Source organism: Candidatus Baltobacteraceae bacterium, assembly GCA_035502855.1.
Taxonomy (GTDB): domain Bacteria; phylum Vulcanimicrobiota; class Vulcanimicrobiia; order Vulcanimicrobiales; family Vulcanimicrobiaceae; genus Aquilonibacter.
Genome location: DATJTX010000024.1, coordinates 211577 through 236604 on the forward strand (window position 1 = coordinate 211577; position 25028 = coordinate 236604).

General features: G+C 62.8%; 26 protein-coding genes and 6 tRNA genes. 13 read left to right on the plus strand and 19 right to left on the minus strand.

Annotation, left to right across the window (positions count from 1 at the left end):
• Positions 1-3: 3 nt before the first annotated feature.
• Both VMF11_10045 and VMF11_10050 read right to left on the minus strand, forming a co-directional pair.
• Positions 4-78 (minus strand) — tRNA-Cys (locus tag VMF11_10045).
• A 37-nt stretch (positions 79-115) separates the two neighbouring features.
• Positions 116-189: transfer RNA gene (locus VMF11_10050), tRNA-Gly, on the minus strand.
• A 67-nt stretch (positions 190-256) separates the two neighbouring features.
• On the opposite strand from VMF11_10050, the gene VMF11_10055 reads away from it, so the two are divergent.
• Positions 257-1084, plus strand: coding sequence for a DUF4239 domain-containing protein (locus VMF11_10055; protein ID HTU70649.1), 828 nt, complete (start codon positions 257-259; stop codon positions 1082-1084).
• Here VMF11_10055 and VMF11_10060 read toward each other — a convergent pair.
• Entirely contained in the window at positions 1038-1700 is a 663-nt protein-coding gene (locus VMF11_10060) for a hypothetical protein (protein ID HTU70650.1), read from the minus strand. The two genes, VMF11_10055 and VMF11_10060, sit on opposite strands and share 47 nt — an antisense overlap.
• A 59-nt stretch (positions 1701-1759) precedes the next feature.
• Between VMF11_10060 and VMF11_10065 the strand changes: the two genes are divergently transcribed.
• Together VMF11_10065 and VMF11_10070 are read left to right on the plus strand one after the other, a co-directional pair.
• Positions 1760-2113, plus strand: a complete 354-nt coding sequence (locus tag VMF11_10065; protein HTU70651.1) for a DUF5069 domain-containing protein — start codon at positions 1760-1762, stop codon at positions 2111-2113.
• A 1-nt stretch (position 2114) separates the two neighbouring features.
• Positions 2115-2789: a dienelactone hydrolase family protein gene (locus tag VMF11_10070; GenBank protein HTU70652.1), complete on the plus strand. Its 675-nt coding sequence runs from the start codon at positions 2115-2117 to the stop codon at positions 2787-2789.
• Here the strand turns inward: VMF11_10070 and VMF11_10075 are convergent, their stop codons facing one another.
• The 4 genes from VMF11_10075 to VMF11_10090 all read right to left on the minus strand — a co-directional run bounded on the left by VMF11_10075 (position 2790) and on the right by VMF11_10090 (position 4130).
• Positions 2790-3602, minus strand: a complete 813-nt coding sequence (locus tag VMF11_10075; GenBank protein HTU70653.1) for an ABC transporter substrate-binding protein — start codon at positions 3600-3602, stop codon at positions 2790-2792. It lies immediately after the preceding gene.
• A 41-nt stretch (positions 3603-3643) separates the two neighbouring features.
• Positions 3644-3719 (minus strand) — tRNA-Phe (locus VMF11_10080).
• A gap of 232 nt (positions 3720-3951) precedes the next feature.
• A tRNA-Asp gene (locus VMF11_10085) sits at positions 3952-4029 on the minus strand.
• A 29-nt stretch (positions 4030-4058) separates the two neighbouring features.
• A tRNA-Val gene (locus VMF11_10090) sits at positions 4059-4130 on the minus strand.
• 102 nt (positions 4131-4232) lie between these two features.
• Between VMF11_10090 and VMF11_10095 the strand changes: the two genes are divergently transcribed.
• The gene (locus VMF11_10095; protein HTU70654.1) at positions 4233-4664 is read left to right on the plus strand and encodes a thioesterase family protein; all 432 of its coding nucleotides are present in this window, start codon (positions 4233-4235) and stop codon (positions 4662-4664) included.
• Here the strand turns inward: VMF11_10095 and VMF11_10100 are convergent.
• Complete coding sequence (locus VMF11_10100) at positions 4661-5635, minus strand: N(4)-(beta-N-acetylglucosaminyl)-L-asparaginase (protein ID HTU70655.1); 975 nt, start codon at positions 5633-5635, stop codon at positions 4661-4663. The genes VMF11_10095 and VMF11_10100 overlap by 4 nt on opposite strands.
• Positions 5636-5647: 12 nt before the next feature.
• Positions 5648-6289 (minus strand): hypothetical protein, encoded by a 642-nt coding sequence (locus VMF11_10105; GenBank protein HTU70656.1) that lies wholly within the window; start codon positions 6287-6289, stop codon positions 5648-5650.
• Between the two features lie 101 nt (positions 6290-6390).
• Here VMF11_10105 and VMF11_10110 point away from each other — a divergent pair.
• A tRNA-Val gene (locus tag VMF11_10110) sits at positions 6391-6465 on the plus strand.
• 84 nt (positions 6466-6549) lie between these two features.
• Here the strand turns inward: VMF11_10110 and VMF11_10115 are convergent.
• Entirely contained in the window at positions 6550-7443 is an 894-nt protein-coding gene (locus tag VMF11_10115; protein ID HTU70657.1) for an SEC-C metal-binding domain-containing protein, read from the minus strand.
• Positions 7444-8107: 664 nt separating this feature from the next.
• The gene (locus VMF11_10120; protein HTU70658.1) at positions 8108-9415 is read right to left on the minus strand and encodes a hypothetical protein; all 1308 of its coding nucleotides are present in this window, start codon (positions 9413-9415) and stop codon (positions 8108-8110) included.
• Between the two features lie 61 nt (positions 9416-9476).
• Between VMF11_10120 and VMF11_10125 the strand changes: the two genes are divergently transcribed.
• From VMF11_10125 to VMF11_10135, 3 genes are read left to right on the plus strand one after another with little or no spacing between them, the layout of a single operon-like run.
• Positions 9477-10319: a hypothetical protein gene (locus tag VMF11_10125; GenBank protein HTU70659.1), complete on the plus strand. Its 843-nt coding sequence runs from the start codon at positions 9477-9479 to the stop codon at positions 10317-10319.
• A gap of 1 nt (position 10320) precedes the next feature.
• Entirely contained in the window at positions 10321-11121 is an 801-nt protein-coding gene (locus tag VMF11_10130) for an SDR family oxidoreductase (GenBank protein ID HTU70660.1), read from the plus strand.
• The gene (locus tag VMF11_10135; GenBank protein HTU70661.1) at positions 11102-11935 is read left to right on the plus strand and encodes an SDR family oxidoreductase; all 834 of its coding nucleotides are present in this window, start codon (positions 11102-11104) and stop codon (positions 11933-11935) included. The genes VMF11_10130 and VMF11_10135 overlap by 20 nt, the downstream gene beginning before the upstream one ends.
• Before the next feature lie 18 nt (positions 11936-11953).
• Here VMF11_10135 and VMF11_10140 read toward each other — a convergent pair whose 3' ends face one another.
• Positions 11954-12430 carry a DoxX family membrane protein gene (locus VMF11_10140; GenBank protein HTU70662.1) on the minus strand — a complete coding sequence of 159 codons (477 nt, stop codon included), beginning with the start codon at positions 12428-12430 and terminating at the stop codon, positions 11954-11956.
• Between the two features lie 80 nt (positions 12431-12510).
• Between VMF11_10140 and VMF11_10145 the strand changes: the two genes are divergently transcribed.
• Positions 12511-13503 (plus strand): alpha/beta hydrolase, encoded by a 993-nt coding sequence (locus tag VMF11_10145; GenBank protein HTU70663.1) that lies wholly within the window; start codon positions 12511-12513, stop codon positions 13501-13503.
• A gap of 24 nt (positions 13504-13527) precedes the next feature.
• Here the strand turns inward: VMF11_10145 and VMF11_10150 are convergent, their stop codons facing one another.
• A complete protein-coding gene (locus VMF11_10150) occupies positions 13528-13875 on the minus strand; it encodes a helix-turn-helix transcriptional regulator (GenBank protein ID HTU70664.1) in 348 nt (115 codons plus the stop codon).
• 153 nt (positions 13876-14028) lie between these two features.
• Between VMF11_10150 and VMF11_10155 the strand changes: the two genes are divergently transcribed.
• From VMF11_10155 to VMF11_10165, 3 genes are read left to right on the plus strand one after another with little or no spacing between them, the layout of a single operon-like run.
• The gene (locus tag VMF11_10155; protein HTU70665.1) at positions 14029-14526 is read left to right on the plus strand and encodes a helix-turn-helix transcriptional regulator; all 498 of its coding nucleotides are present in this window, start codon (positions 14029-14031) and stop codon (positions 14524-14526) included.
• On the plus strand, positions 14504-14932 hold the full coding sequence (locus tag VMF11_10160; GenBank protein ID HTU70666.1) for a globin family protein: 429 nt from the start codon (positions 14504-14506) through the stop codon (positions 14930-14932). Before VMF11_10155 ends, VMF11_10160 begins: the two co-directional genes overlap by 23 nt.
• An 11-nt stretch (positions 14933-14943) precedes the next feature.
• Complete coding sequence (locus tag VMF11_10165) at positions 14944-15396, plus strand: VOC family protein (protein HTU70667.1); 453 nt, start codon at positions 14944-14946, stop codon at positions 15394-15396.
• A gap of 24 nt (positions 15397-15420) precedes the next feature.
• On the opposite strand, the gene VMF11_10170 is transcribed toward VMF11_10165, so the two are convergent.
• The 5 genes from VMF11_10170 to VMF11_10190 all read right to left on the minus strand — a co-directional run bounded on the left by VMF11_10170 (position 15421) and on the right by VMF11_10190 (position 22530).
• The gene (locus VMF11_10170; protein HTU70668.1) at positions 15421-15882 is read right to left on the minus strand and encodes a VOC family protein; all 462 of its coding nucleotides are present in this window, start codon (positions 15880-15882) and stop codon (positions 15421-15423) included.
• Positions 15883-15901: 19 nt separating this feature from the next.
• Positions 15902-19126, minus strand: a complete 3225-nt coding sequence (locus VMF11_10175; protein ID HTU70669.1) for an autotransporter outer membrane beta-barrel domain-containing protein — start codon at positions 19124-19126, stop codon at positions 15902-15904.
• Positions 19127-19215: 89 nt separating this feature from the next.
• Positions 19216-21000: a GAF domain-containing protein gene (locus VMF11_10180; protein ID HTU70670.1), complete on the minus strand. Its 1785-nt coding sequence runs from the start codon at positions 20998-21000 to the stop codon at positions 19216-19218.
• Complete coding sequence (locus VMF11_10185; GenBank protein HTU70671.1) at positions 20997-21383, minus strand: peroxiredoxin-like family protein; 387 nt, start codon at positions 21381-21383, stop codon at positions 20997-20999. The genes VMF11_10180 and VMF11_10185 overlap by 4 nt, the downstream gene beginning before the upstream one ends.
• A 103-nt stretch (positions 21384-21486) precedes the next feature.
• Positions 21487-22530, minus strand: a complete 1044-nt coding sequence (locus VMF11_10190) for a transglutaminase-like domain-containing protein (protein ID HTU70672.1) — start codon at positions 22528-22530, stop codon at positions 21487-21489.
• Between the two features lie 130 nt (positions 22531-22660).
• On the opposite strand from VMF11_10190, the gene VMF11_10195 reads away from it, so the two are divergent.
• Positions 22661-24358 (plus strand): alkaline phosphatase family protein, encoded by a 1698-nt coding sequence (locus VMF11_10195; GenBank protein ID HTU70673.1) that lies wholly within the window; start codon positions 22661-22663, stop codon positions 24356-24358.
• A 46-nt stretch (positions 24359-24404) separates the two neighbouring features.
• Here VMF11_10195 and VMF11_10200 read toward each other — a convergent pair.
• On the minus strand, positions 24405-25028 hold a 624-nt coding region (locus VMF11_10200; GenBank protein ID HTU70674.1), incomplete at its 5' end, for an ABC transporter permease subunit.

Genomic DNA, 25028 nt, shown 5'->3' on the forward strand with positions numbered 1-25028 from the left:
GGTTGGAGGCGACGGGCAGATTTGAACTGCCGAATGGGGCTTTTGCAGAGCCCTGCCTTACCACTTGGCTACGTCGCCGCAATCGCTCAAACAATCGATCCGGTGTCGTGGTTGCTGGAGCGGGTAGTGGGAATCGAACCCACGCGTCAACCTTGGGAAGGTCGCAGGCTACCATTACATCATACCCGCGAACCACGGCAGGCCGCCGATTCGGTGCAGGCGGCAAGGCGTCCTGGCGGAAGTGCTGACTCGTGTGATGACATGGATCTACTCGATCCCGGCTTGGCTCGTATGCATCCTCTTCATTGGAGGCACCAGCGCGTTCGCGGCCGTCGGACTGCTGCTGGCGCGCAATCCCCGGATGGGGCGGTTGCGGGCGGTGGCCAACGACTTCGCCGGCCCGGTGATGGGGGCGCTCGGCACGATCCTGGCGGTTATGCTCTCGTTCATGGTCGTCACCGTCTGGCAAGAATACGATCAATCCGCGCAGATCGTAGAAACCGAAGCCTCTCAGATTTCGAATCTCTATCACGAGGTCGCGGTTTTTCCCGAACCGCTGCGTGACCAAGTGCGCTCCGCAATCATCCGCTACGTCAATGTGGTGGTAAAGCAAGAGTGGCCTCTCATGAGCGTCGGACGAGAGAGCCCCGCGGCTCGGCGATCGGCGATGGCGATCGTTTCGCTCGTGCAATCCTACAGCCCGACGACGATGGCGCAGCAAAACTCTCAAGCAGACGCGCTCGATCACGCCCACGCGATGTTGGATGCGCGCGAGGACCGGCTGTTCCAGAACAGCCAAGCCGTCCCGCCCCTGCTCTGGGTCATGATGCTCTTCGTCGCGCTGGTTACGCTTTGCTCGTCGTACTTCTTCTTCGTGGCCGACGTACGCGCGCACTTGGCCATGACGATCGCGCTTGGCGCCGTGATCGGCGCGATCTTTGTCGTCATCGCCGAACTCGATCTGCCGTTCCGCGGCGATTTGCAAATTCCGCCGACGGCTTACGCGCACGATTACCGAGTGTTCGCCGACGATCCGGTCAGCTCAAAATATTTACCGAACGCGCCAGGATCAACGCAACCGTAACGAACGAGATGAGCGATTCCAACAGCATCAGCATTTTCGCGGTGCGAGTGAGAGGCATGACGTCGGTCGGACTGACCGCCAGCGCATTCGTGAACGAGAGGTAGAGATAGTCCAGAAACATCGGCTTCCAGTTTTGCGAAACCCCTTTGATCCGGTTAGGATCCATCGACATCTGCGGAAAAAGAAAGTCGATCGAGGGCGTTTCGCACGCCGAAGGAAAGCGATCGCGGTCGAACGGCCCGTCGCCATCGAGTTCCCAATACCACAGCGCGAAGACGATCACGTTGGTCATCCAAATCGCCGCGCCGGATGAGAGCAACTGTTGCGCGCTCAAGTTGACGTGCGCCGGTGCGTGTACGTTGAGGAGATCGTCGATCAGGAGCACGACCGAGGCGACGTTGAAGACGTTGAGCGCGGCCACGAGTGCGATCGTCAGGGCGCGCATGACGTGCAGGTTGCGCATCCCCACCGGGGTCATCGCGACGAGCGGCGTCAAGAGCACGGCCACGATGACCAAAAGCACCCAAACCGGGCCGAGCTCCAGTTTGGGCGGCAGGACGATGTTGAGAAGCACCGCCACGAGAACCGCGACTCGAGCCTGATAACGATCCTTCACGCGACGCTCTGGTTCGCGCGCCCGGCAACCGCCTCCGCCTTGTGCGCGTTCTAGCGAATATGGCTACTGATTTTCGAGACGGCAAGACCTTCCCACGGCGCGGCCGCGATGCAATCGACGGTGTGTTGTGGCTCAAGCGAGTCTCCGACAAGGGGCGTGCCGCCGCCGCCGGCACGATTTTCGATTACATCTATCCCTGCCCGATGGATAAGGGCGTAATGGAACGTTGGGGTATCACGCCCGAGCAATTCGACGCGGCCCTCACCAAATACAAGACCGACGAAGAACTGCTCGCCTGGCTACGGGGACGGGTTCCTCCGCAAAACGTCAAACGCGCCAACGAGTGGCTCCTCGCGGAGCGCATCGAGAACCTCGACCGGCAAGACGCCGAGGAGGGAGTCACCGTTGGGTGAGATGATCGAATTCACCCGTCCCGACGGCAAGAAAGCGCCGGGCTACTACACCGCGAGCGCTCCGAACGCACCCGGCGTGGTGATGCTCGAAGAATGGTGGGGCGTTACGGATCACATCAAGCATACCGCGGATGAACTCGCCGCAGCCGGGTTCCGCGTGCTGATCCCGGATCTCTATCGCGGTCGCGTCGCCGCCGTCGGCGACGAGGCCAATCACCTGATGCAAGGACTCGACTTCGGCGATGCCGCGACGCAAGACGCGCGCGGCGCCGCGCAGTATTTGAAATCGACCGGTTCGGCGAAGGTCGGCGTCATCGGGTTCTGCATGGGTGGCGCGCTCGCGCTGCTCGCCGCGATGTACGATCCCGAATTCTCGGCGGCCGTCACATTCTACGGCTATCCGCCGCCGGAGGCGGGCGACGTCGGCACGATCAAGATTCCGGTGCAGGGTCATTGGGCGGAGAACGACGCATTCTTTACGATCGAAGGCGTCAACCGCATCGAAGCGCGTTTCAAAGAGGCGCATGTACCGCATGAATTTCATCGCTACGATGCGGAGCACGCGTTCCATAATCCAAATCAGCCGGGTCACGCGGGGCTCGGACATTACAAGAAAGACTTGGCCGAGCTCGCGTGGGGACGCGCCATCGGCTTCCTGAAGAAAAACCTTAGTTAGTTATTTACTGAACAACGTCCCAGCATCGGTGGGCGCGCTGCGGAGCGCCCCCTGTTCCAGTCCCCACTTCTTCAAGAGCGCGTCGTAGGTGCCGTCGGCGATCACGCCGTGCAGCGCCGCGATGACGCGCGCCCGGAGCGCGGGATTGTTCTTGGGAACCGCGATGCCGTACGGCACCAGGTCGAACTGCCGTCCCGCGATCGTATAGAGATGGTCGTTCGACTCTGCGAGATACGCCACAACCGGGAAGTCGGTCACGTGCACGTCGGATTTTCCGGCCGCGAAGGCTTGAAAGGCCTGATCGTCGGTGGCAAAGGTGATCAACTTGATCGGCGCGAGATGAACCTCGCGACAACGCTTCGACTGCTCGAGCAGTTCGGTCTCCTGTGACGTGCCGCGCTGCACGTCGACGCGCAATCCGCACAAACCACCCAAATCGAAAATGTGCAGCGGATTGCCGGCACGCACCAACATGCCGCTGCCGGCGAGCAAATAGTCGACGAAATCGACTTGGCGCTCACGCGCTCGGGTGTCCGAGATCGCGGAAATTCCGACATCGAATCGCCCGTCTTGTACGGAGCGCAACAGATCGTCGAAAGTGTGATTCGTGATCGCGACCGGCTCGCCCAAGCGCTTGCCGAGCGCCTGTGCGAGGTCGATGTCGAAACCCTGCATGCGGTGTCCCGGCCCGTAAAACTCGAGCGGGGCATAGGACACGTCCGATCCGACCTTGAGGGTCGCGGCTCCCGCCGCGAGGCACACGGAGAAGAGTGCGGCCAGTAAAGCGGCCGCCGCCCGGGAGAAAGCTCTCATGCACCAAGTTATCGGCAGCACCGGACGCCTTTCAAATTCTATGGTGCCAAGGGTGAGAATCGAACTCACGACACCGCACTTTTCAGGCGCGTGCTCTACCGACTGAGCTACCTTGGCACATCTGGACCGACGCTTCGCGTCGGACGCCCCGGGCGACCGCCGTAGGTTCTGCGCCTGGGGTGGGGGTCCTCCGCATGGGCAATGGCACCCGGTGATACTTAACCGCAGCGTCTCGAGAAAGAACTCCGGTATCAGCGCCACGCTCTCCGGCTCAAACGGGCACTACGCCTGGATCCAAAACGGCTGATAAAGAAAGCCCCAGCGCGCAGGCACCGGGGCTTCTCCAAACTGGCGACGCTGATGGGGCTCGAACCCACGACCTCCGCCGTGACAGGGCGGCGCTCTAAACCAACTGAGCTACAGCGCCACGCGGACGCATCGGACGAGTTGCGAAAATGGGCACGGTAGGGCTCGAACCTACGACCCCCCGCGTGTGAAGCGGATGCTCTCCCACTGAGCTACGCGCCCGAACCGGGCCGGTCACCGACCGGCTCGCTGAGATTGGACAAGCCAGGAGTTTATCCTATCCGGGGCATGTTGTCCAGCCGCCCCGGTCGAAACGCCGAGGCCATGCTCGAAGGCTTTCCGCTCGTCACACGTTTTACGATCCCATTCTCGGACATCGACATGCTTCAACACGTGAACAACGTCGCGTACATCCGATGGTGTGAAATGGTACGCACCGAATACTATGCACGTGTCATGAACACGCCGATCACCGGCGAGCGTGGGATCATCCAGGCCAACATCAACTTCACATACGAACGGCAGCTGCGTTACCGGGAGGCGATCGCGGTGGGCGTTCGTATCTCGCGCATGGGTACGAAGTCGTTCGATTTCGGCTACGAAATCTGGAGCGAAACCTACGACGCGCGCGCCGCGCACGGCATTACGACCGTCGTTGCCTATGATTTCATCGGGCAGCACTCGATCGAAATTCCGGCCGCGTGGCGCGACGCGATCGACGACTTCGAACGGGGTCCGCAGCAGAGCTTTATCTAACCGAGAAACGCCGCGGCGGTGTTGAGCGTCCCGCTTCCGCCGCGCCAAAGCGCGTAGTGCAACGGTTGCTCGCTATTCATCGACGCCGCTCCGACCTCGCCGCGCGGGTTGAGCGCGATCGCGCAGTACATGTCGGTCTTGAGATTCGGCGCCGTTTTGGCCATGAAGCGCATCAGTTCGTTGCACGCCTCTTGCGGATGCGCGCCGGTACGCATGCGCTCCACGACGAACATCGAGGTGCAATAGTTTGTCATCACGTCGCCATCGCCGGTGGCGGAGGCCGCGCCGGCCGCGTCGTCGGCGTAGTATCCGCAACCGACCAGCGGCGAGTCGGCAACGCGGCCGGGAATTTTCCATGCAAGCCCGCTGGTCGAACAGCCCGCCGCGACTCCGCCTTTGCCGTCGCAGGCGACCATGCCGATCGTATCGTGATGCTCGGCATCGATCCAGAACGTCTTGCGATCGGGCGTGCTCTTCCACTTGAGCCACGCCTCGAGACTCTGGGGCGTGAGCAGTTGTTGCGGTTCGAACCCGTTCGCAATCGCGAATTGCAGCGCGCCCTCACCCGCCATCGTCGTGTGGCGCGTCTTCTCCATGACCAAGCGCGCGACCGAAATCGGATTCTTGATCTTGTGCAGGCTGCACACCGAACCGGCGCGGTGGCTCGTGCCGCTCATGATCCCCGCATCCAGCTCGACCTCGCCTTGCGCGTTCGGCAAGCCGCCGTAGCCGACGGTCATCACGTTCGGATCGTCTTCGACGACGTTGATGCCTTTCTCGATCGCATCGAGCAGCGATCCACCCGCGCCGAAAACCTGCGCCGCCCGCGCGTTCGCGGCAACGCCCCATTTCCACGTCGAGAGATAGACCGGGCCGCTCGCGCCGCTCGCTTCCGCCTCGCTTCCAGCCAACGCGCCGGCCGCCGCTGCCGAAGTGGCAGCGATGAACGTGCGGCGATCGATGGGCTGCACGCAAATCTCCGGCTAGAGCGTGAAGGCGACGATCGACGTCGTCTTCGGATCGTTGCACCAAAAGCGCTGGCCGTCGTGCGCGAGCGAGATCGCGGCAAAGCGCAGCGCGGCCGCCACTTCGACTCGATCTTCGACCACGCGGCCGAGCTTCGGCCCGCCGTCTTTTCCGTACCAAAGCGAGAGATAGAGCGTTCCGTCGACGAAGGTGATGCCGAGGATCTGCGCGTCGGCGCGAATCTCGCGCCGGATGCTCATGTTTGAATCGAGCTGCAGCACGCGGCGATTGTAGCGCTGACTCAGCCAGAGCGACTCGCCGTCGTATGCCAAAAACGAGCCCGTGTCTTCGGGGCACGCGATCTTGTCGTGTTCTTTGAAGCCGTGGCCGGGAACGTAACGCCGGATGAAACGGTGATCGCCCTCGCCGCCCTCGCTGAGGATGCAGCGCAGCTCTTCGCCGATTGCGACCATACCGACCGGTTTGCCCGGCGCCGGCTTCTCTTCGAAAACGGTGAAGTGCGCGCGGTCGATGCCGTAGATCCGCTGCGTTTCCCACGAGCCCATCCAGAGATTTTGGCCGGCGCAGGCCAGCGCTTGCGGCGCCGGCGCCGGGGAGGGCAGGCGCATCACTTCTTCGACGATCGTGACTTGGTCCATGACGGGCGTTTCGACCGGCCGTCGTCCATAGCCCTCGCAGGGGTCCCGCCCGCCCGCGAATAACCCCCGACGGCGCCCCGCGAAGTGACGGACGAAAACATGTGCGTGTAGCTCAGTGGGAGAGCACTACCCTGACACGGTAGGGGTCGTAGGTTCAATCCCTACCACGCACACCATTTAAGCCCCGCTTTGTTCGCGGTTTTTCCTTTGCCGTGAGGCAGCGGTTGCAAAACAGGTGCAGCCGCATCTTAAGCCGAGCCTTACCATCCGCCACTATCTTGTGACGTCTCGGCTTCCGCATGTTCACCGTCAACCTCTTGAAGGGCATCGCCAAACAGCTCCGACTGAGCCTTTTCACCGCGCTCGTTGATTTCGTACTTGTATTTGCCCGAACCGAGAGAAACCCAGTAGAGCTTTTCCGATACGTCGAAAAACACTAGCTCCGTAATGACGCAGATTAACCAGAGCGAGATTCGAAAGATATTGATGTTCGTCGCAAGCGGAATGTAGTCACGCGACTCATATTCCATGATAGGGTGGAGATGTGAGTAGGTCCGGCGGATGTGAACAAAATTCGCACTTAAGACGCCATAGAGTTCAGCGAACAACGGGAACATTCGATTTGCCGCGGCGAGTCTCGACTCGGGCCTTAGCCTATCATGTCTGAACGCAATCCAATCGTCTTTATCAACAAAGATACAAACCACGGCGATAAGAGTCTCAACTAGATTTCGGATGAGCACGCCCGGCTGCAGAATGAAGCCGTCACGAAGAATGTCTATTGCTGATATTAGGGTTTGCAGTGCGTTTTGTAAGAGCCAGCCACACGTTTCGCGAACCTCATAGCCACTCTCTTTCGCCCACTGCCGTCCCGCGTATATCGTCATCGAAGACCGCGACACGTACTCATCGAGAACATTTAGATCAGCTTCACAGAGGCGATCGAAGCTCTGAGCTATTCGCGGCGCGTCACGTCGCAGTTGATTGATGACAAAGCCGCGGTTAAAAACGATATTGGGATTTCCTTCGCTGCCGATAATCATGCCGATCGCGTTCTTAAGCGATGCCTCTACGATAGGCGAGCGGTTGGCGCAGCACTTCTTGAACTTCTTTCCGCTTCCACACGGGCACAGCTCGTTACGACCAACCTTCACGGCTGTCCGCCTTTCTCGTCTTTCTTCGGCACATTGCGCTTCGCCGCGTCAAGCGGGGGCAGGATGCGCTTGTTGATCCGGTCCACTTATTGAGCATCACCGAATGAAGGCTCTTTGCAATACGGCGACACCTCACTATAAACACTGATTCCGAAGTGCCAATGATTTCGCCATGCGGCGAGCTGATAGATGGAGCACATGATTGGACCGGTGCCGCCATGCTTATAGTCAGCGGCCAGGGCTTGCGCAACGTCACCAGGCGACGCATCCGGCCCTAGCGCGAACGTGTGGCGAGCGATAGAGGCAAAGTACCTAAGGGCGAGTGGATTGTCAATGACGCAAAAAAGAGGGCCCATATTGCCGTCGGCGCCGTAGGAGGCGTGAGGACACGGCGGTACCAGTTGACTGTTAGACGCTGCTGCGGTGGAGGGCGCGTTTGCGACCGACGAACGAATACTCAGCGTAAAAACCACTCCGCATATGGACGCTGCAAAGACAACCGCCACTTGCCTCATAACTTTTCCGCGTCTTTCTTGGCCTTCTGCCTGTCAGCCGTCAGGCGATGGTCAAGCAGAAGCCCTTCGCTCTGAACGGTCTTATCGAGAGCTTCGAATTTTTCAATCCCTACCACGCACATTATCCCATCGCGGCTTCGCCGCTTTCCCTAATAGGTCTCACCCTTCAGTTCGAAGGTGAGGCGGCTGCCCGCTTGTCCGAAGGCGAGATCGATGCGCATGAAGCGAAAGAAGATCACGCCGACGCCCGAATCCGGATGCCACGTAAAGTACGGCAGAATGTTGGGTGACACCGCCTGCCGAACGCGGCCCGCCGCGTCCTCGGTGAAGACGACGAACTCGAGCGGCGGCGATTTCGTGTCGTTTATACGAAATTCGACCGTCCCTCCCTCCGCGTCGGTGCCGCAGAACGGCTTGGGATAGGCCCGCACGACGGCGCAGGTGAGAAAGCTGTCCGGAATCACGCCTCCGCTTCGCGCCATCGTTGCGTGCAGCGCGAGCGTCGAGGAACCGATCGCGGTGTAATGCGCAACGTCGGCGGAATAGACCTGATATTCATCGGTCGCTCCCAGCGCGCCGATTCCGTCGGAGATCGAGAACCGGAATTGTCCGTCGCAAAACGGCGGATACCAGTAGCTCGGTCCGCGCACACACGCGTGGGAAACGCCCACGGCAAGCTGCGTCGTCTTCGCCCACGAAACATTCGTGGGATAGAGCGACGGCGCGACGAGATTCGACGAGAGTTCGTTGCTCGAGTGCAGCACGCGGATGCCGCCCTCGAACTGCGTGCCGTTCGTGCTCTGATGCAGATACAGCGCCTCCTCGCCCGCGTTCCAACTGTAGACGTTGATCGCGAGCGGTTCACTGGCGCGAAAGACACCGCGGCCGCCGAACGTGTCAACGACGAGCGAGGACGCGTTGCCCTTCACCGGATCCACTTCGAGGGGTTGGGTGAAGAGCAGCCGTGCCAAATTCGCGCGCCGGCTCAGCTGCGTGTAGCTGGAAAAATTCCCGCCGTTCCTATCGACCTGCGGCGAGGTCAATATCCAGCCGACGCCCTGAATCGGCGCCGAGAGCGGAGCGTCACCGTAAAACGGATGCTCCGTCGGCTTGAGCCATTTCGACATGACGATCCAGCGAAGCCGCACCAGATTCTGCGCGCTTCCCGGATGGACTTCGAGACGCGCATTATACGGACCGAGGTGCGCGAGGTTGGAGTAGTCATGAGCGACGGCGTCCTGACTGAGCCGCTCGCCGCGATGCAGCGCAAGAAAGCGATAGACGAACGCGGGCTTGACCACGCCGAAGGTCTCCACCGAAACCGACTCGACGAGCTTGCCGACGTCCGCCGCCGGAACCAGTGGGGGAGGACCGAACCCATGTTCAGCGGCCCCGGCGCGCCACGGCACGAGAAAGAGTACGGCGATGAATACCATCGCACAGGAACGCCGAATCATCCGCATCACTTCACCGTCGATTATGAAATGGCATTTTAGCGGCGAAGCGAAAGGACGCCCCATGCGAATTGGGAGCCCGGAACACAAGGAGCTCTTCTGCCGTTCGTTCATCGAATCGCACGAAGCCTATGAGCCCCGCGACCTGCCCTGGCCGCAGCTCGACCCGGCGTCACTCGACATCTTGCGCTCGATTCCGGTCTGGAGCATGGCGCTTCAGGTCGAGGTCAACGCGGGCGCCACGCTCGAGTCGTTCGCGCGGTCACAAAAGGACGCGCTGATCGTTCAAGCGCTTCGTCTGCAGGGCTACGAAGAGGATCGCCATGGCCGCATGCTTGCCACATTGGTCGAGCGCTACGGGCTCGACGGAAAGGCCGGTCCTGCGGCTCCCTACGGCGGACGCCAAGCGTTCATCGATTTCGGCTACAACGAATGTCTCGATTCGTTCGTCGGTTTCGGCATCTTCCGCATCGCGCGGCAGGTGCGTTTTCTGCCGGACGCGCTGACCTCGCTTTTCTCCCGGGTGATGTACGAAGAAGCGCGTCACATCGTCTTCTTCGTCAACTGGATTACCTACGAGCGCTGCGTGCGCGGATACGGGATGCCGCCGCTGCAAGTGATTCCAACCGCGATCGGCTATCTGCGCGCGCTCAAGAAAACCCTCGGGCGCGCCGGCGCAGCGAACACCTCCGAGAAGGGCATGGCCGCGGCGGGCGACATCTTCGCCGATCTCACGCTGCAGAAATTCATCCAGGCCTGTCTCGACGAGAACGCGGCCTACATGGCGAGCTTCGATCCGCGCTTGCTGCGGCCGCGCGTCGTGCCCACGCTCGCTCGCATCGCTCTGACCGGAGCGAACGCGTTCGATCGCGCCAAGCAGACGGTGCGTTCGTTCGCCCGCGCGTAACATGCGGCTGACCGGGGCGAGCGTCGTCATCGTCGGTGCCTCGGGCGGCATCGGTTCGGCAACGGCACGCGCGTTCGCGCGCGCCGGCGCGAATCTCACGCTCGCCGCACCCGAAAGCGAACGCGCGCCGCTCGAAGAACGCGCTCGCGAAGCGCGCGAGGCCGGAGTCCAGGCGCTCGCCGTTTCCGTCGACGTCACCGAGCGCGCGCAGATCGACCGGCTGATCGAGCTTTCGCTGCAGAGATTCGGACGGATCGACGTGCTGGTGAACCTCGCCGGCATCGGGTCGGCGCCCTCCCTGTGCGAAAGCACCGATGAGGAAATCGCGCTCGTGTTCAACGTGAACCTGGTCGGATGCGCGCGTTTGATGCACGCGGCGTTGCCGGTGATGAAAGCGCAGGGCTGCGGTTCGATCGTCAACGTCGGCTCGATCGCCGGCGAAGCGGGCGTGATGGGTGTGTACTCCGCGTCGAAATTCGGGATGCGCGGCCTGACCGATTCGGTTCGCCGCGAGGTGCGCTCGCACGGCGTGCGCGTCACGTTGATCGAACCGGGCTTCGTGCGCACGGCGATGAACGCGGCGATGGGTGAGGGATTGCCCAGCCCCGACGTCGTCGCCGACGCGATCGTCGATGCGGTGCGCCGCCCGCGGCGCGTGCGCATCGTTCCCAAGCGCTACGTGCTGCCGATCGTCCTCGCGCGCGCCTTCCCGGGACTGCTCGACGTCGTCTTCGGTCACCCGCGCATCCAACACCGTCTCAATCGCGACGCGCGCGCCGAACGTGCACGCGGTTCTCGTTAGCGGCGCGTCGAGCGGCATCGGCGCCGCCGCGGTGACGGCGATCGCGCGCGCCGGAATGATCGCCTACGCCGGCGTGCGCACCGAGGCTGATGCGGCGGCTGCCCAGGCCCTGCATCGCAACGTACGCGCGCTCCGGCTCGACGTGACCGATCCTGCTTCGATCGCAGCGGCACGCGACGCGGTACGCGCCGGCGGCGTCGCCCTGACGGGTCTGGTGAACAATGCGGGCATCGCGCTCGGCGGACCGCTCGAATCGCTCCCGCTCGACGCGCTGCGCGCGCAATTCGACGTCAACGTGTTCGGCGCGGTCGCGCTCACGCAAGCCTTTCTCCCGCTCCTGCGCGAACGGCCGTCGCGGATCGTGTTCGTCGGTTCGGTTGCCGGGCTGGTCGCGATACCGTACATGTCGGCCTATAGCGCCTCGAAATTCGCGCTGCGCGCGTTCGCCGACGCGCTGCGGATCGAGCTGCGGCCGTCCGGCATCGACGTTTGCCTGATCGAACCCGGATCGGTCGCGACACCGATCTGGCGCAAGGGCCGCGCGCAGCGCGACGCGATGCTCGCCCGCCTGCCGCAGGACGCTCCGCCGTACTATCGCACCGCCGTCGAATCGCTCGTGCAGGCGACGCAAACCGAGGAACGCGCCGGACTACCACCCGCGCTCGTCGCGGAGGCGATCGTGCACGCGCTAACCGCGCGCAAGCCCAAGGCGCATCACATCATCGGCGCGCCGGCGCGCCTCGGCGCACTGATGGCGCTGCTGCCGCCCGCGCTGCACGACCGATTCTTACGCGCAACGATGCGCCTGCCCTAGAAAAGGCATGCGCTCCCCTTAGGCTCGCTGCGAAAGCACGTATGCGGAGCCGGCCAGTGCCGCGCACACCGATAGATATCGAAGCCATGAGCGGTCGAAGAGGCGAACATCTAGCCACGAGTCGGCGGAGATCGCTCCGGGTCCCCCGAGCGCAAGGAGTACGGCGATCGCGGCGAACAGCGCCTCCTCTTCGCGCTGGTCGAGGTCAAAGCGTTTCGCCCGAATCGTAGTGGCCACCGCCGCGATAATCATGTCGGCAAGCAGCATCGCCGGTCCAACCGGGCCGAGTGCACCGAGCACCACGAGCGCGCCGGCGGTTGTTTCGACGAGGCCGGCTCGCGTGACGTACGTGCCGGCGGGACGAAACCCGAGACTTTCAAATTCCTTTGCGAACGCCCCGTCGGCATCACGCAGCTTCGGCAGACCGTACTTGATAACGTAGCCGCCCGCAACGACGCGCAGGATGAACAACCCAAGATCGTTCGGCATCTTCATCACGCTAGCCAATCCGCAGTGCAGTGTCTGGTCACAAATAGTGTGCAGACTTCCGCTGCCGCTGCTGCTATGGTTCTTCCATGTTTAATCGACGCTACTTCCTGGGTGCGGCTGCCATGGCGGTGGCTTCCGCGCAACTCGGCGCGGCGGAACCTGCGCACGCGGCGAGCGCAACCCGCACCTCGTTTCCCTCACGCAAACAGATCGATGCCGGGCCCTTGAACATCGGCTACGCCGAGTCCGGCCCCGCCGACGGTCCGGCCGTCGTTCTCTTGCACGGCTGGCCCTACGACATCCACAGCTACGTCGACGTTGCGCCGCTGCTCGCATCTCACGGGTATCGCGTGATCGTGCCCTATCTGCGCGGGTATGGCTCGACGCGGTTTCTCTCGAGCGAAACGTTCCGCAATGCGCAACAATCGGCCGTCGCGCTCGACGTCCTCAATCTCATGGACGCGCTCGAGATCAAAAAAGCGATCCTCGGCGGGTTCGATTGGGGATCGCGCACGGTGGACATCGTCGCCGCGCTCTGGCCCGAGCGCGTGAAAGGCCTCGTTTCCGTGAGCGGCTATCTGCTCACGACCCCCCAGGCTCAGCAACAGCCGCTGCCGCCCAAGGCCGAACTCGGTTGGTGGTACCAATATTATTTCTCCACCGAGCGCGGCGTGCTCGGGTACACGCAAAATACCGATGATTTCAATCTGCTCATCTGGCAAACCGTGTCGCCGAAGTGGAACTTCGATAGAGCCACTTACGAGCGCACCGCCCAGGCATTCAAGAATCCCGATCACGTTGCGATCGTGATTCACGACTATCGCTGGCGTCTCGGCCTTGCCAAGGGCGAATCGAAGTACGACGCGCTCGAGCGCAAGATCGCCGCGCTCCCGGTGATTTCGGTGCCCACCATCACGATCGCAAGCGACTTCGACGGAGCGAACGCGAGCGGAACGGCGTATCGCGCAAAGTTCTCGGGCAAGTACGATCACCGAATTCTGACGGGCATCGGACACAACGTGCCCCAAGAAGCTCCGGCGGCGTTCTCGCAGGCGGTGATCGACGTCGACGCTCTTTGATCCGCGGCAGCACGCGCCAACGGCCTAAGGTGCCGGTCCCCGCCTCATCTCGGGTAGGGCAAGGGCGAAGAGTGTGACACGCTCACCGGGCGTCGCCATCAGCGCGTCGGAGAGGCGAGCAAGCAGTTTGACCGAGGCACGCGCCCCCGCGCCCCCCTCGAGCTGGCGATACCACCCGCGGCTCACGCCGACGACCTCCGCAATCTCTTCTTGCGTCACGCGCCGGCCGCATCGCACGGGGAGGCGCTTATGCTCCCCGAGTGTGCATGCCGTGGAGGGAACCCGTTCGCGCAGCATCCTCAGGTATGCGCCCAACATATACGCACCGAGCGATGCTTCCATTCGAACGGAATCGACCGTCATTGTACTCATGCAGCCATCGTAGAATCCCAAGCGGCGATAATCGACGAACTGGAAGTTCCCTTTTCCCCAGGCAAGGTGTACGATAGGGGCTCCTCATCAAGGAGCCGGGTGAAAGCATACTTTCGCGATCCCGCCGGTCGCTCGGAGCGCTCCGCGCTCCTGGTGACCGCGCGCGCTCGGCTGCGACCCGAGGACGTCGGGCTGCCGGCCTCTCGCCGCCACCGTCCGGGGCTGCGTCGCGAAGAGATCGCCGAGCTGGTCGGGGTCTCGTCGCGGTGGTACGCATCATTCGAGTCCGGTGACGGCAGCCGGCACTTTTCCACGGCGTTCGTTCAGCGCGTCGCCGCCGTTCTGCGCCTGTCCAGCCGCGAGCGCGCGCGGCTGTTCGAGCTCGCACTCCCCGAAGCGGCCACGATCGCGCACCAGGTACAGGCGGCCGCGGGGCGTTCGATCTCCTCGGCGATCTATCGCCAGCTGCTTGCCGAAGAGAAGCTCCGGGAGGCGCAAGCAGAGCTTCATCAGGCCCAGGCCGGTGCCGGGCGTGCACTGGCAAGCGCGATCTATCAGCGATTGCTGGAACGGGTCACGACCGGACGAAGCCGTTCCCGTGCGCACTTGGCCATCGTGAGAAAACGCGATGCGGACTCAACTGACCGCTGACGAATGTAGCCTGGTGCAGGCGAGTTTCGCGCAGGTCGACCCGATGGCCGATCGCGTGGCCGCGATGTTCTACGGGCGTTTGTTCGAACTAAACCCGGCACTGGCACCGCTCTTCAAGATCGACATGGCGGTGCAGAGCGCGCGTTTTATGGAGAAGCTCGCCATCGCCGTGAAAGGCCTCGACGACCTCGATGGGATCGCGCCGTTCGTGCAAGTGCTGGGGCGCCGTCACGTCGACTACGGTGTCAAAACGAACGATTACGACACGGTGTGCGACGCGCTGCTCTGGGCCCTCGAAGCGCACCTGGGATCCGCATTCGGGCCGGACGCGCGCGCGGCGTGGAGGGCCGCCTACGAGGTGCTCGCGACGATGATGATCGAGGCCGGCAAAGCGCAGGCGTCATAATGGAGAATGAAATGGACGAAGTACAAGTCGAGCAGCAGAGCTATCAGATGCCACCGCAGGAGGGATTTACGATCGCCCACTTTCTCACGGTGGCCGACCTTAAACGATCCGCCGAATTCTACAAAAACGTCTTCGGTGGCGAGATCGTGAGCATGGGCGACGGTGACGCACCGCCCTACATCAAGATCGCAAACACGTGGCTCATCATCAACGTCGGGGGTGGTCCGACACCGGACAAACCGACCGTGACGCTCACCACGCCTCCCAACCCCAACGAGTTCAGCAGCTTCATGAATATTCGTGTGGCCGACATTCAGGCGTGCTACCAGTTATGGAAGAGTAGAGGAGCGACGTTCCTTACCGAACCCCTAGACAAGTACGGCGAAACGCGCTGCTACATCCGCGATCCCGACGGCTACATCATCGAGGTCGGGCAGAGCAAATCCGGGTTCACGTACGGGTAGCGAGCGCGGTTGCGCTAGCGCGGCCTAGTTCTGATCGAAGAATCCGGGCTTGCTTTGCCCCACTTCTATAATGTAACCGTCGGGGTCGCGAATGTAGCAACGGGTCTCGCCATACTTCTCGATCGGCTCGGTGAGAAACGTCGCGCCTCTGCTTCGCCAGAGCTCGTAGCATGCTTGAATATCGGCCACGCGAAGGTTCATGAAGCTACTCACTTCATCGGGATCGCGTGGTGTCGTGAGCGTCACGGTCGGTTTGTCGGGCGTCGGACCGCCTCCAGGGTTGAAGATGAGCCAGGTGTTCGCGATTTGAACGTACGCCGGGTCATTGTCTCCGAGCAGGCTTCGGCGCGTAACTTTTCCGCCGAAGACCGTTTCGTAAAAGCGCACCGATCGCTCGACGTTGCTTACCGTGAGAAAATGCGCGACGGTAAACCCCACCTGCGGCGGCATCTGATAGTTGACGTGTTCAACTTCTACTTCGTTCATCGATGACTCCGATCGCGCTCTACCACTTCAATCTCGCGCCGAGATACCCGCTCACTCCGTGGCTGGTCGCTTGGCCAAGACCGTGCTGATAGTTTCCGGTGAGGAAGATGCTGGTGCTCGGTGAGATCTGAGCGCTGATGCCGACGCCGCCCTGCACCCAGCTTCCGCCGAGCGCGGTCGGCAGCGTAACGGCGTTCGCGCCGTCGAGATCGGCAAATGTCGTGTTCGCAACGGCGTTGAAGCTATCCCAAACATTGACGCGCGCCCACGCGGAAACCGGGCGCGCGCTTGCGGACCAGGTTCTCGCCAGGCGCAGGCCCAGTCGACCGTACAACGCGCTACTCGGGGCGAAGCTGATGAGCCCGAATTCATCCGCGCCACTCAAGAGCGAGACATATTGGTATATGAATTGTGCTTGCGGTTCGAGCAAGTAGCCGTGCCCGAGCGAAACCGGCGTCGCGCCGCCTTCGAGCGAGAAAGCATACGCACCGCCCTCGGAGTGCAAATCTTGGCCGAGGATCGAGCGCGCCTGAATATTTTGATACCAAGTGAATTGGCCGACGCCGTCGAGATACGCGCCCTTGACGGTCTGGTGCGTGAGGTAAAGGCCGAGGGTATAGCCATTGAGCGTCGTCGTACCGGCGGTGCTCGTGCTGTAGACGGTTTGCACTTGCGCGCCGGCATTACCGAGGCCCACGTAAAGCCCACCGGCTTCCGCGGCGCCGTCGTCGCTTGTGCGTCGATACAAATCCTCACCGACTTCGATGCCGGTTCCGTAGTACGTATACGACGGGCCGAATTGCTGGAAACTTGCGAGCCGTCCACCCATACCGCTGCCGCTGTAGTCGGTTGATCCGTTTATACCGAAGATACGCGCCCATCCGCGTCCTGACTGCGTGTAGCCTCCGGCGCGGTCGTGATACGTTCCGAGCATGGTTAAACCGTACGTGCTCGCAAGCGCCTGCGCGGCCATGTCGGTCGGCACTTCGACGCGATAGTCGGGAAGCGGGGTTTGCACCTCTTCCGGTACTTTTGTCGGCACCGGCGTGGGTTCGGGCGTCGACGTCGGCGCGGCAGTGGGCAGCGGCGAAATCGACGGATCGGGCGACGCGCTCGGCGGTGCCGGCGGTGTGCCGCTGGGGGCAGTCGTCGGCACCGGCGGCGGGGTCGTTTCCGGCGGATCCGTCGGCGCTGATGACGGCGGAACCGTCGGCGTTGGGAACGGTGGTTCGGTGGGCGGTACCGGCGTTGGCGGAGCGGCCGTCGGCGGAGCGGTCGTTGGCGGCGCGGTCGGCGGTGCGTTCATTTGCGTGCGCAAGTACCAATCGCCGTCGTCTGCATCGGCACCGATCCCGCCCTGGAAGAGATTGTATTCGTAGGCTCCGGCGGCGACGCGGCCCTGCAACGTGAAGATTCCATCGGAAAGACCTCCGACTTCAATCAGCAAGATGCCGTCGCCGAACGTGGCTGCCCCGGCGCCGCCGGCATTGGTCACGAGTACGTTGGTATTTCCGGTAGTGTCGCCTTTGACGATCATCTCGTCGCTGGTCGAGTTGTCGTCACCGAGAATGGTGTTGAAGTGAATCGTGCCGCCGTAGCCGTTGTAGTTACCGTTCACCGTGAGGATCGTGCCGGCCGGTGTTGCCGTGCCGAAATCGAAGAGGCCCGCATTATTGAGAGCAGCAACGGATTGACTGAAGCCGCCGAGATTGAGCGTGCCGTTCGCGCCGATGTTCATCTCGGAGTTCGGACTGAGCACGTTGGTCGCGCCGGCTTGAAGCGTGCCGGCCTGGATGAACGTCGCGCCGGTGTAGTCGCTGTTCGCGCCGGTCAGCGTGACGGTGCCGCTGCCGATTTTTATCAGCGACCCGCCCCCCGTGAACGGCGACTGAATGGTGCCGTTATGGCCGTTGCTGTCGATCGTTCCGCCTTGGGGATTGAGCGTGATCGGATTGCCAACGAGCAGGCTGACGTTATTCGCTCCGAACTGCAGCGTACCGTTATCGAGGGTGAGATTGGTGAGATTCGAAGCCCCCTTCATCGTCCAGAGTGAGCCGTTGAGCAGCCACATGTTCGACGTGCTGCCGATTTCTGTGAGCGCGGCTCCCGTAAGGTGCGATGACTGATCGGCGACGAGATTGAGCGTCCCCGTATTGACGACGCCCAGCAGATTGGCACCGCTCAACGATGAATTCGTCAGCGTTGCATCCAGCCCGGTACCGGTGACATAGATCCCGTAGCTTTGATTCGAGGTGAGCGTACTGCTTGAGATGGTGATCGTCCCGGTGCCCGCGCCGCCGAAAGCCTGCGCAAAGATCGCGGCCGAACCGGAGCCTTGCGTGAGGACCGTGCTGCCGGCGAGATTCATGCTGGTCGCGCCTTCGATCACAGCGCCTTGCGAATTCGTGCCCGTCGTCGTAATCGTGACGCCGTTCGCACTCAGTGACGCGCCTGATCCGAGTGTAAGCAGTCCGGGTGCGTTCGAATTACCCGAGGTGATCGAGCCGCCGCTCAGCGAGAGCGTCGCCCCGTATTCGGAAGCCGCACCGCCCCCGCCGCTCCCGTTGATGCGAATCGTCGTGCCTTGCGAGGTAATTTGCGTTCCGGTGCCGGTCGCAAAAAGGCCGTAGGCATTATTTTGATTCACGGTGATCGCCGTGCCGTTGAGCACGCTGATCGTGCCGCCGCTATCGGCAGCGATCGCGGTCGAACCGCTGCCGCTCGTCGTGATCGACGCGCCGTTGACGGTAATGGAGCCGCCGCCGGTTGCGTACACACCGTAGCTGTTGCTTCCGTTGATGAAGACGGTTGAACCACCCAGGAGATTGACGGTGCCGCCGTCCGCGGCGACGATCGCATTGGATCCGCTCCCGCTCGTCGCGGTCGTGATACCGTTGGCGGTAATGATGGAACCGGCGCCGGTTGCGAAAAGCGCCGACGTGCCCGCCGCGTTCGGATAGATCGTCGTGCCCTTGAACAACGTGATCGTTCCGCCGGACTGGGCGACGACACCGTTCGCGCCGCTGCCGGTCGTGCTTATGCTCACCGGCCCGGTCGTCGTGATAACGCCGTTGTTGAGCGCCCACAGCGCGAAGCCGGATGAGCCGCTCGCATTCGTGTTGACGGAGCCGCCGTTGACCGTTACGGTCGTGCCGTTTGCAATAACCTGCTGCGCGCTCGCTTGCGCGTCGAGCAATGCAAGTGCAAGTACGACCGCCAGCACCACCCTCGTGCTGACACCCATCGTCCGATCATTATATACGCAGTCTTACCGCTCGTACAGCAAGGCCCGATCCAACATCTCGCGCATCGGCGGAATCGTTGCCGCGCTACTCACAAGGGCGTCATGGCTGCCATCGAGCGTTCCAGATCGGCTGCGTGCTCGCGCCACCGCCGCGCCTCGACCATGGCGTAACTTCCGCCGGCGGCGCGGCAGAGCCGCACAAGCAGCGCGATTTCTTCGGGATCGGGCAGCGCGCCGTCGCGGCGGTTCCCGAAGAGCGCGAATCCGATCAGGTCGTGCTGCGAGATGATCGGGATCGCAAGCGCCGGCGCCGTGCTGCCTTGCGGAAAGCGGTCGTCCTGGATCGCCACGTCCTCGAGGACGATCGCGCGTTCGAGCGATCGTAACGTCGTCACCAGCAGTGAATCCTCGCCGATCTCGGATGCGTCACGCGCCGACCATCCAGCAGCGGCCGTTCGCCGGAACGGTTCACCGCCGGCGACCCGGCGGAACACCGCCGCCGACTGCAGGGCGAGGATGCGCGGCGCTTCGGCGGCCACCGCATCGTCGACGAACGCGTCGGTCGACGCGAAGTCGAGCGCCCCGATGCGATACTCGATACGTTTTTCGGCGAGGTGCCGCGCGCGGAACACCACCCGATCGATCAGGCGTTCGGTGCGGCTGTGAATCCAGTTCAGCGCGACGCCGAAGCCGATCGTGACCAGCGCTTCGACCGCGAGCGCGAGCCGCTCTTCGCTGAGGATGCGGTTCGTCAGCCAGTCGACCAGGCTGACGACGATGACGACCAGCGCGGTCATCACGCCGTAGACCAGCGTCCGATTCAGTGCAAACCCGATGTCCAAGACGCGATGGCGCAGGATCGCATAGCCGAGCGCAACCGGCAGCGCCGCTTGCAGCAGCAAACAGACGTCGGCGCCGGCTTGGATAACTGTGCCGAGCTGTTGCGGCGCTCCCAAAAACCCGCCCGCCCCGAGAATCGCGACGTCGAGAACCGCGAACGCGGTATAGCCGATGGCCGCGACGAGCAAACCGATGAGCACCCATGCGATCCGGCGCCGCTGCTCGCCGCTGCTGCGTTGATAGCCGATCGCGGCGAAAACGAAGACCAGCCCGAGTTCGATGTAGAGCGACCATGCGTCGAATCCACCCCACGTAAGGAATACGAGAGGCTCGTAGATCATCTGAATGCCGATGACGACGACGGCAAGAAAGAAGATCGTGTCGGCGGCGCGAGCCGTCATGCGGGCCGCCGGCGTCTGCGGTGCTTCGGGGAAGCGAACGACGAACGGAAGGAGCGCGCAGATCGGCAGTCCCGCATTCACGAGATTGAGCAATGCCGCCACGGCTCCGAACAGCGGATTCGGTATCCACGAAAACTCGGCGATGAACGGAAAGCTTTGCCCCGCGCCGGCTCCATAGAGGACGAGCGCAGCCGTTGCAAGCGATGGGCGGCGCGCGACGATCAGCGCGATGATCAACAACGCGACCGTCGCCCCGGCCAGCGTTGCCGCGATCCAGTCGGTTTTGAGCGGAAGTATCGTCTCGCGCTGCGCGTGCAGTGTAACGCTGCGAGGTTGACCGGAGCCGATTATCGTGACGGTGAGCGGCGTCCCCACCGGTGACCGGTCGACCTGCAAGCGGTAGCGGTCGGATAAGTTGAGCGCGCCCAGGTCGACGACGTCGCCCGGACGGATCCCCGCGCGATCCGCGCTCGAGCCGGACACGACCCGCGTCACCCGCGCGTTCGCGCCGTCGGCAACCTTCGCCACGCCGAAACTCGTATGCTCGACCGGTGCGAAAAAAGAACCCCACGTCAGCGCAAGGATCGCAAGCGTCACGGCGGCCAGGAGATACCCGACGGCCGGCCGGTTCATGCGTGCTCCAACATCTCGCGCATCGGCGGCAGATCGCCGGGATGCGCGCCGCGATGGAGCCAGCGGATCGTGCCGCTCGCATCGATGATGGCGGCGCCGGGCAATTGCGCACCGTCGGCGAGTTTGGTCGCGCCCCAGTTTTGCGAGAAACCCGCCGCCTTGTTTTCCGCGCGCCGCTTCTTCAACGCCTTATCGCTGAAGAGTTTGAGCAGATTGTAATTTTCCAAACCCATCGCGCGATAGGTGCGCTTGTCCTCGTCGCCGATGCACAGCGCGGCCGCGCCTTGCCGGCCGCAAAACGCTTCCGCCTTCGCCTGCGAGCCGATCGTCACGAAGCGCACGGTAATTCGCCGGTCCGGATGCTGTTGGTCGAACTCACGCAACTGCGCGAGCGGTTCTTGGAAGAACGTTCAACCAACGTGTCGCAGCCACACGATCAGCGCGGGGAGCGGTATCCCCAGCGCCGCCACCTCCGGCGGCAGCGGGTCACCCACTCGCACTGTGGATCTCATAGACGAAATGCGCGGCATCGAGGCTGTCGAGACGTTGGCCGTCGACTTCGGCTTGCGGATACATCAGGAACGGCACCGGCTTGCCGCTCGAGCCGGGCAATGCGATGTCGTGTCCGTCGTTGTAGGCCACGTAGTTCCCCTCCCACGCGCCGAATAGCGTTTCGCGCGCGTCGATGACCTTGGGATTATTCGCGGCAAGATTTCCGGGCGGTTCTTCCAGGATCACCTTGCGAACGTCGGCCGGATCCACCGGCACCCAGCCGTAATCGGCCAGATAGAATTCGGCGCGGCAATGCTGCGCCTTGGTGATCGTGGGAGAATTCGCGCCCAGGCTTTTGTAACCGAAGCGCGAGGGCGCGACGCGAACGCCGAACAGATCGCGAGCCGGAATTCCGGACGCGCGCGCGAGCCCGACGGCCAGTCCGTTGATGTCGGCGCACTTTCCGCCCAAGTCACCGGTCTCCAACAAGAAGTCGATGTTGCCCAACCCGCAGCCGCGCACCGAGGCTTTGCGATACGTGTTCTCGATGATCCAGGCGTAGATGCGGCGCGCCTTTTCGAGATCGCTCGTCGCACCCGCCGTGATCGTATCGGCCGTCTTTTTCACGATGCCGTCGGTTGGAATAAACGTCGTTGCCGCGAGGTAACGTTCGCGCTGCGCCGCCGCCAGCGCAGTGGCCCTGACCGGACGCTGCAGATCGACCGCGAGATCGCGCGTCGAGGCGTAGGAGGTGACCCGCAGCGTGCGCGCGGCGCCGTTCTCCGGAAAGCCGGCGGGCCACTGCGCGTGAACGAATCCCGCGCCCCAGATGGGGTCTTTCGCGACCTGAACGATGGCGGCATTGCCGCTCTGTTCGCTGCGCAGCGGCTTCATCCAACTCGCCTGCGTGAACGAGGGAATCGGAACCCATGCCTGCACCGCGCCTTCGCGAGAAAACGAAAGGTCGGTGACGAGCCGGAACGTACGCCAGGCGCCAGGTGAAGGTGCGAACGGATCCGTCACGGAGGCCGTTGCCACCAGCGCGGTTCCTCCATATAGAAATTCGCTGCGATTCATTGCTCGAGCCTCCGCTTAATACTCCGTGCAGCTTCTTCATCGTCCGTTAATATCCGGCATGACCGAAGGAGCGCTTCTCGAACTCGACCGCATGAAACGCCTCATCGTTGCATGCTGCGCGTCGCTCGCGCTGTTGGCGCCAACCCTCCCCGTGCCGGCACAAGAACCGCCGCCGGCGCCGCAGATCGATCCCGCACTACTCGCGCTCGTTCGCCAAAAGATCAAGCACGTCTTCGTGATCTATCAGGAGAACCGCTCGTTCGATTCGTATTTCGGCACCTTCCCCGGCGCCGACAATCTCACGACGACGATGGCGCAGACGCAAGGATTTCGCCAGTACGATCCGCTCGGCAACCAGTGGGTCACCCCCTTTCGCATTACGACCCCGGACACCGCCGACGCGGATCATTCACGCCCCGCGCTCATCACCAAGAGCGACGGCGGCCGCATGGATCTCTTCGTGAGTACCGAGGAGTTCGGACTCCTGGCCAGGGGTTATTCGCGCGAAGACGCGCAGCGCGTCGGGCTGCTGACGATGGCGTTCGAGGACTGCGATACGGTCCCGTATCTGTGGATGTACGCCCACAACTTCACCCTGTTCGACCACTTCTTTCAAGCGATGTACGGTCCGTCGACGCCCGGCAACATCGACCTGATCGCGGCGCAAACGGGCCAAACGCAATGGGCGCGCCATGCCGATGAGCAAGTCGCCGCTAATTCCACCGGGCCCGGCGTTCCGGTCGTGAACGACACCGCGCCGAGTTTCGGGCCGTACGGCAACGGTTCGAATCCGGTTCCGGGAACGGGACAGTACGATCTCACCTTCGCGACCCTCATGCTCTCCCTCTCCGGTAAGGAAGCCGTCCACGCCAAACGCGACAACGACGACATCAAGGACGATGTCAAGGACCTCATACAACAAGGGCACGACGCGGTGCCGTGGGGCTGGTATCAAGTCGGGTATTCGTTTCCGAAGGGCCGCACCACGAACTTTGCGTACGTCACGCACCACAACGCGGTGCAATACTTCGGCTACTTGCGCGAGAACCCGTACTACTGGAGCGGCGTGCACGACGTGCGCGAACTGATCCCCCGGATCGAAAACGGCACGCTCGGTGATCGCGGCGTGATCTTCGTCAAGGGCGGCTACATCGATCCGTTCGGTTTCAAACCCGCCGACCCCAATCCGTACGTGCAGACGTATTTTCAGGGTGACGACGATCACCCCGGGTATTCGGATTCGCAAGTTTCCGAGGCGTTCGTCGCAAAATTCGTCAACGCGATCGCCAAGAGCAAGTACTGGAAGGACTCACTGATCCTCATCACCTGGGACGATTCCGAAGGGTTCTACGATCACGCGGCGCCGCCGCAATTCGAGCGCTGCCCCGACGGTCATCCGTGCGGTGACGGACCGCGGGTACCGGCGATCATCATCTCGCCCTTCGCCCGCGATCACGCGATCGATCACGATCTGGCCGATCACACCTCGTTCGCCAAGATGATCAGTAAGATTTTCGAAACGCCGCCCCTCGCCACGCTTCCGGACGAAGCGCCGTACATGCCGGAAGGTCCGCGTGACACCAACCTCGCGCTCTCGGATCTGCTCAGCGCGCTCGATCCCGAACGGCTCTCCGGAACGAAAGCACCGATTCCGGCGAGTGCCGCGATCGTCGACGACATCGGTGTCCCGCCGAAAATGTCGTGCGCCTCGCTCGGCATCCGTCCCGACGTCATTCCCGGCGAGAATAAACCGCCGGCCGGCTTCGCCCCGCTCACACTGGAGCACTGACAGAGGAGACGGAGCAACTGTCATCCCGCGGGCAAGAACCGGGTGTCTAGCGCTGGCGGTTGCCGCCGAGTTTGTATTCGACGAAGCTGCGGGCGAGCAGATTCGTCAGGAAGACGAAGATCATCAGCAGCGCCGCGGCCGCATACGCGAGCTGGTGCGATTGCTCGAACGGCTGACTGATGTAGGTCCACACCACGTAGGTCAGGTAGCCGACCGGCGAGTGCGTGAGCGCGAGGTTGGGCATGTAGTTCGACCAGCCGGCGGTGTAGATCAGCGGCGCCGTTTCGCCCAGGCCGATGCCGGTTGCAACCAGTACGCCGGTGAGGATGCCGGGCAGTGCAAACGGAAAATTGATCGACGAAATCACCATTGCCGGACGCGCGCCCAGCGCCACCGCGCCTTCTTTGAGCGCGGTCGGCACGTTGGTGAGCGCGACGTCGGCAGCGCGCACGACGTAGGGCAGCATGAAGATCGTGAGCGCGAGCGCGCCCGCGGTGAGCGAAAACCCCCAGCCGGCGATCTGCACGAGCGCGACGTAAAGAAAGTACCCCACGACGATCGAGGGGATGCCGGCGAGCACGTCGACCATGAAGCGGATCACGCGCTGTCCCCACGGCGGCGCGAACTCCACCGTCCACAAGGCCGTTCCGAGGCCCACGATGACCACCAG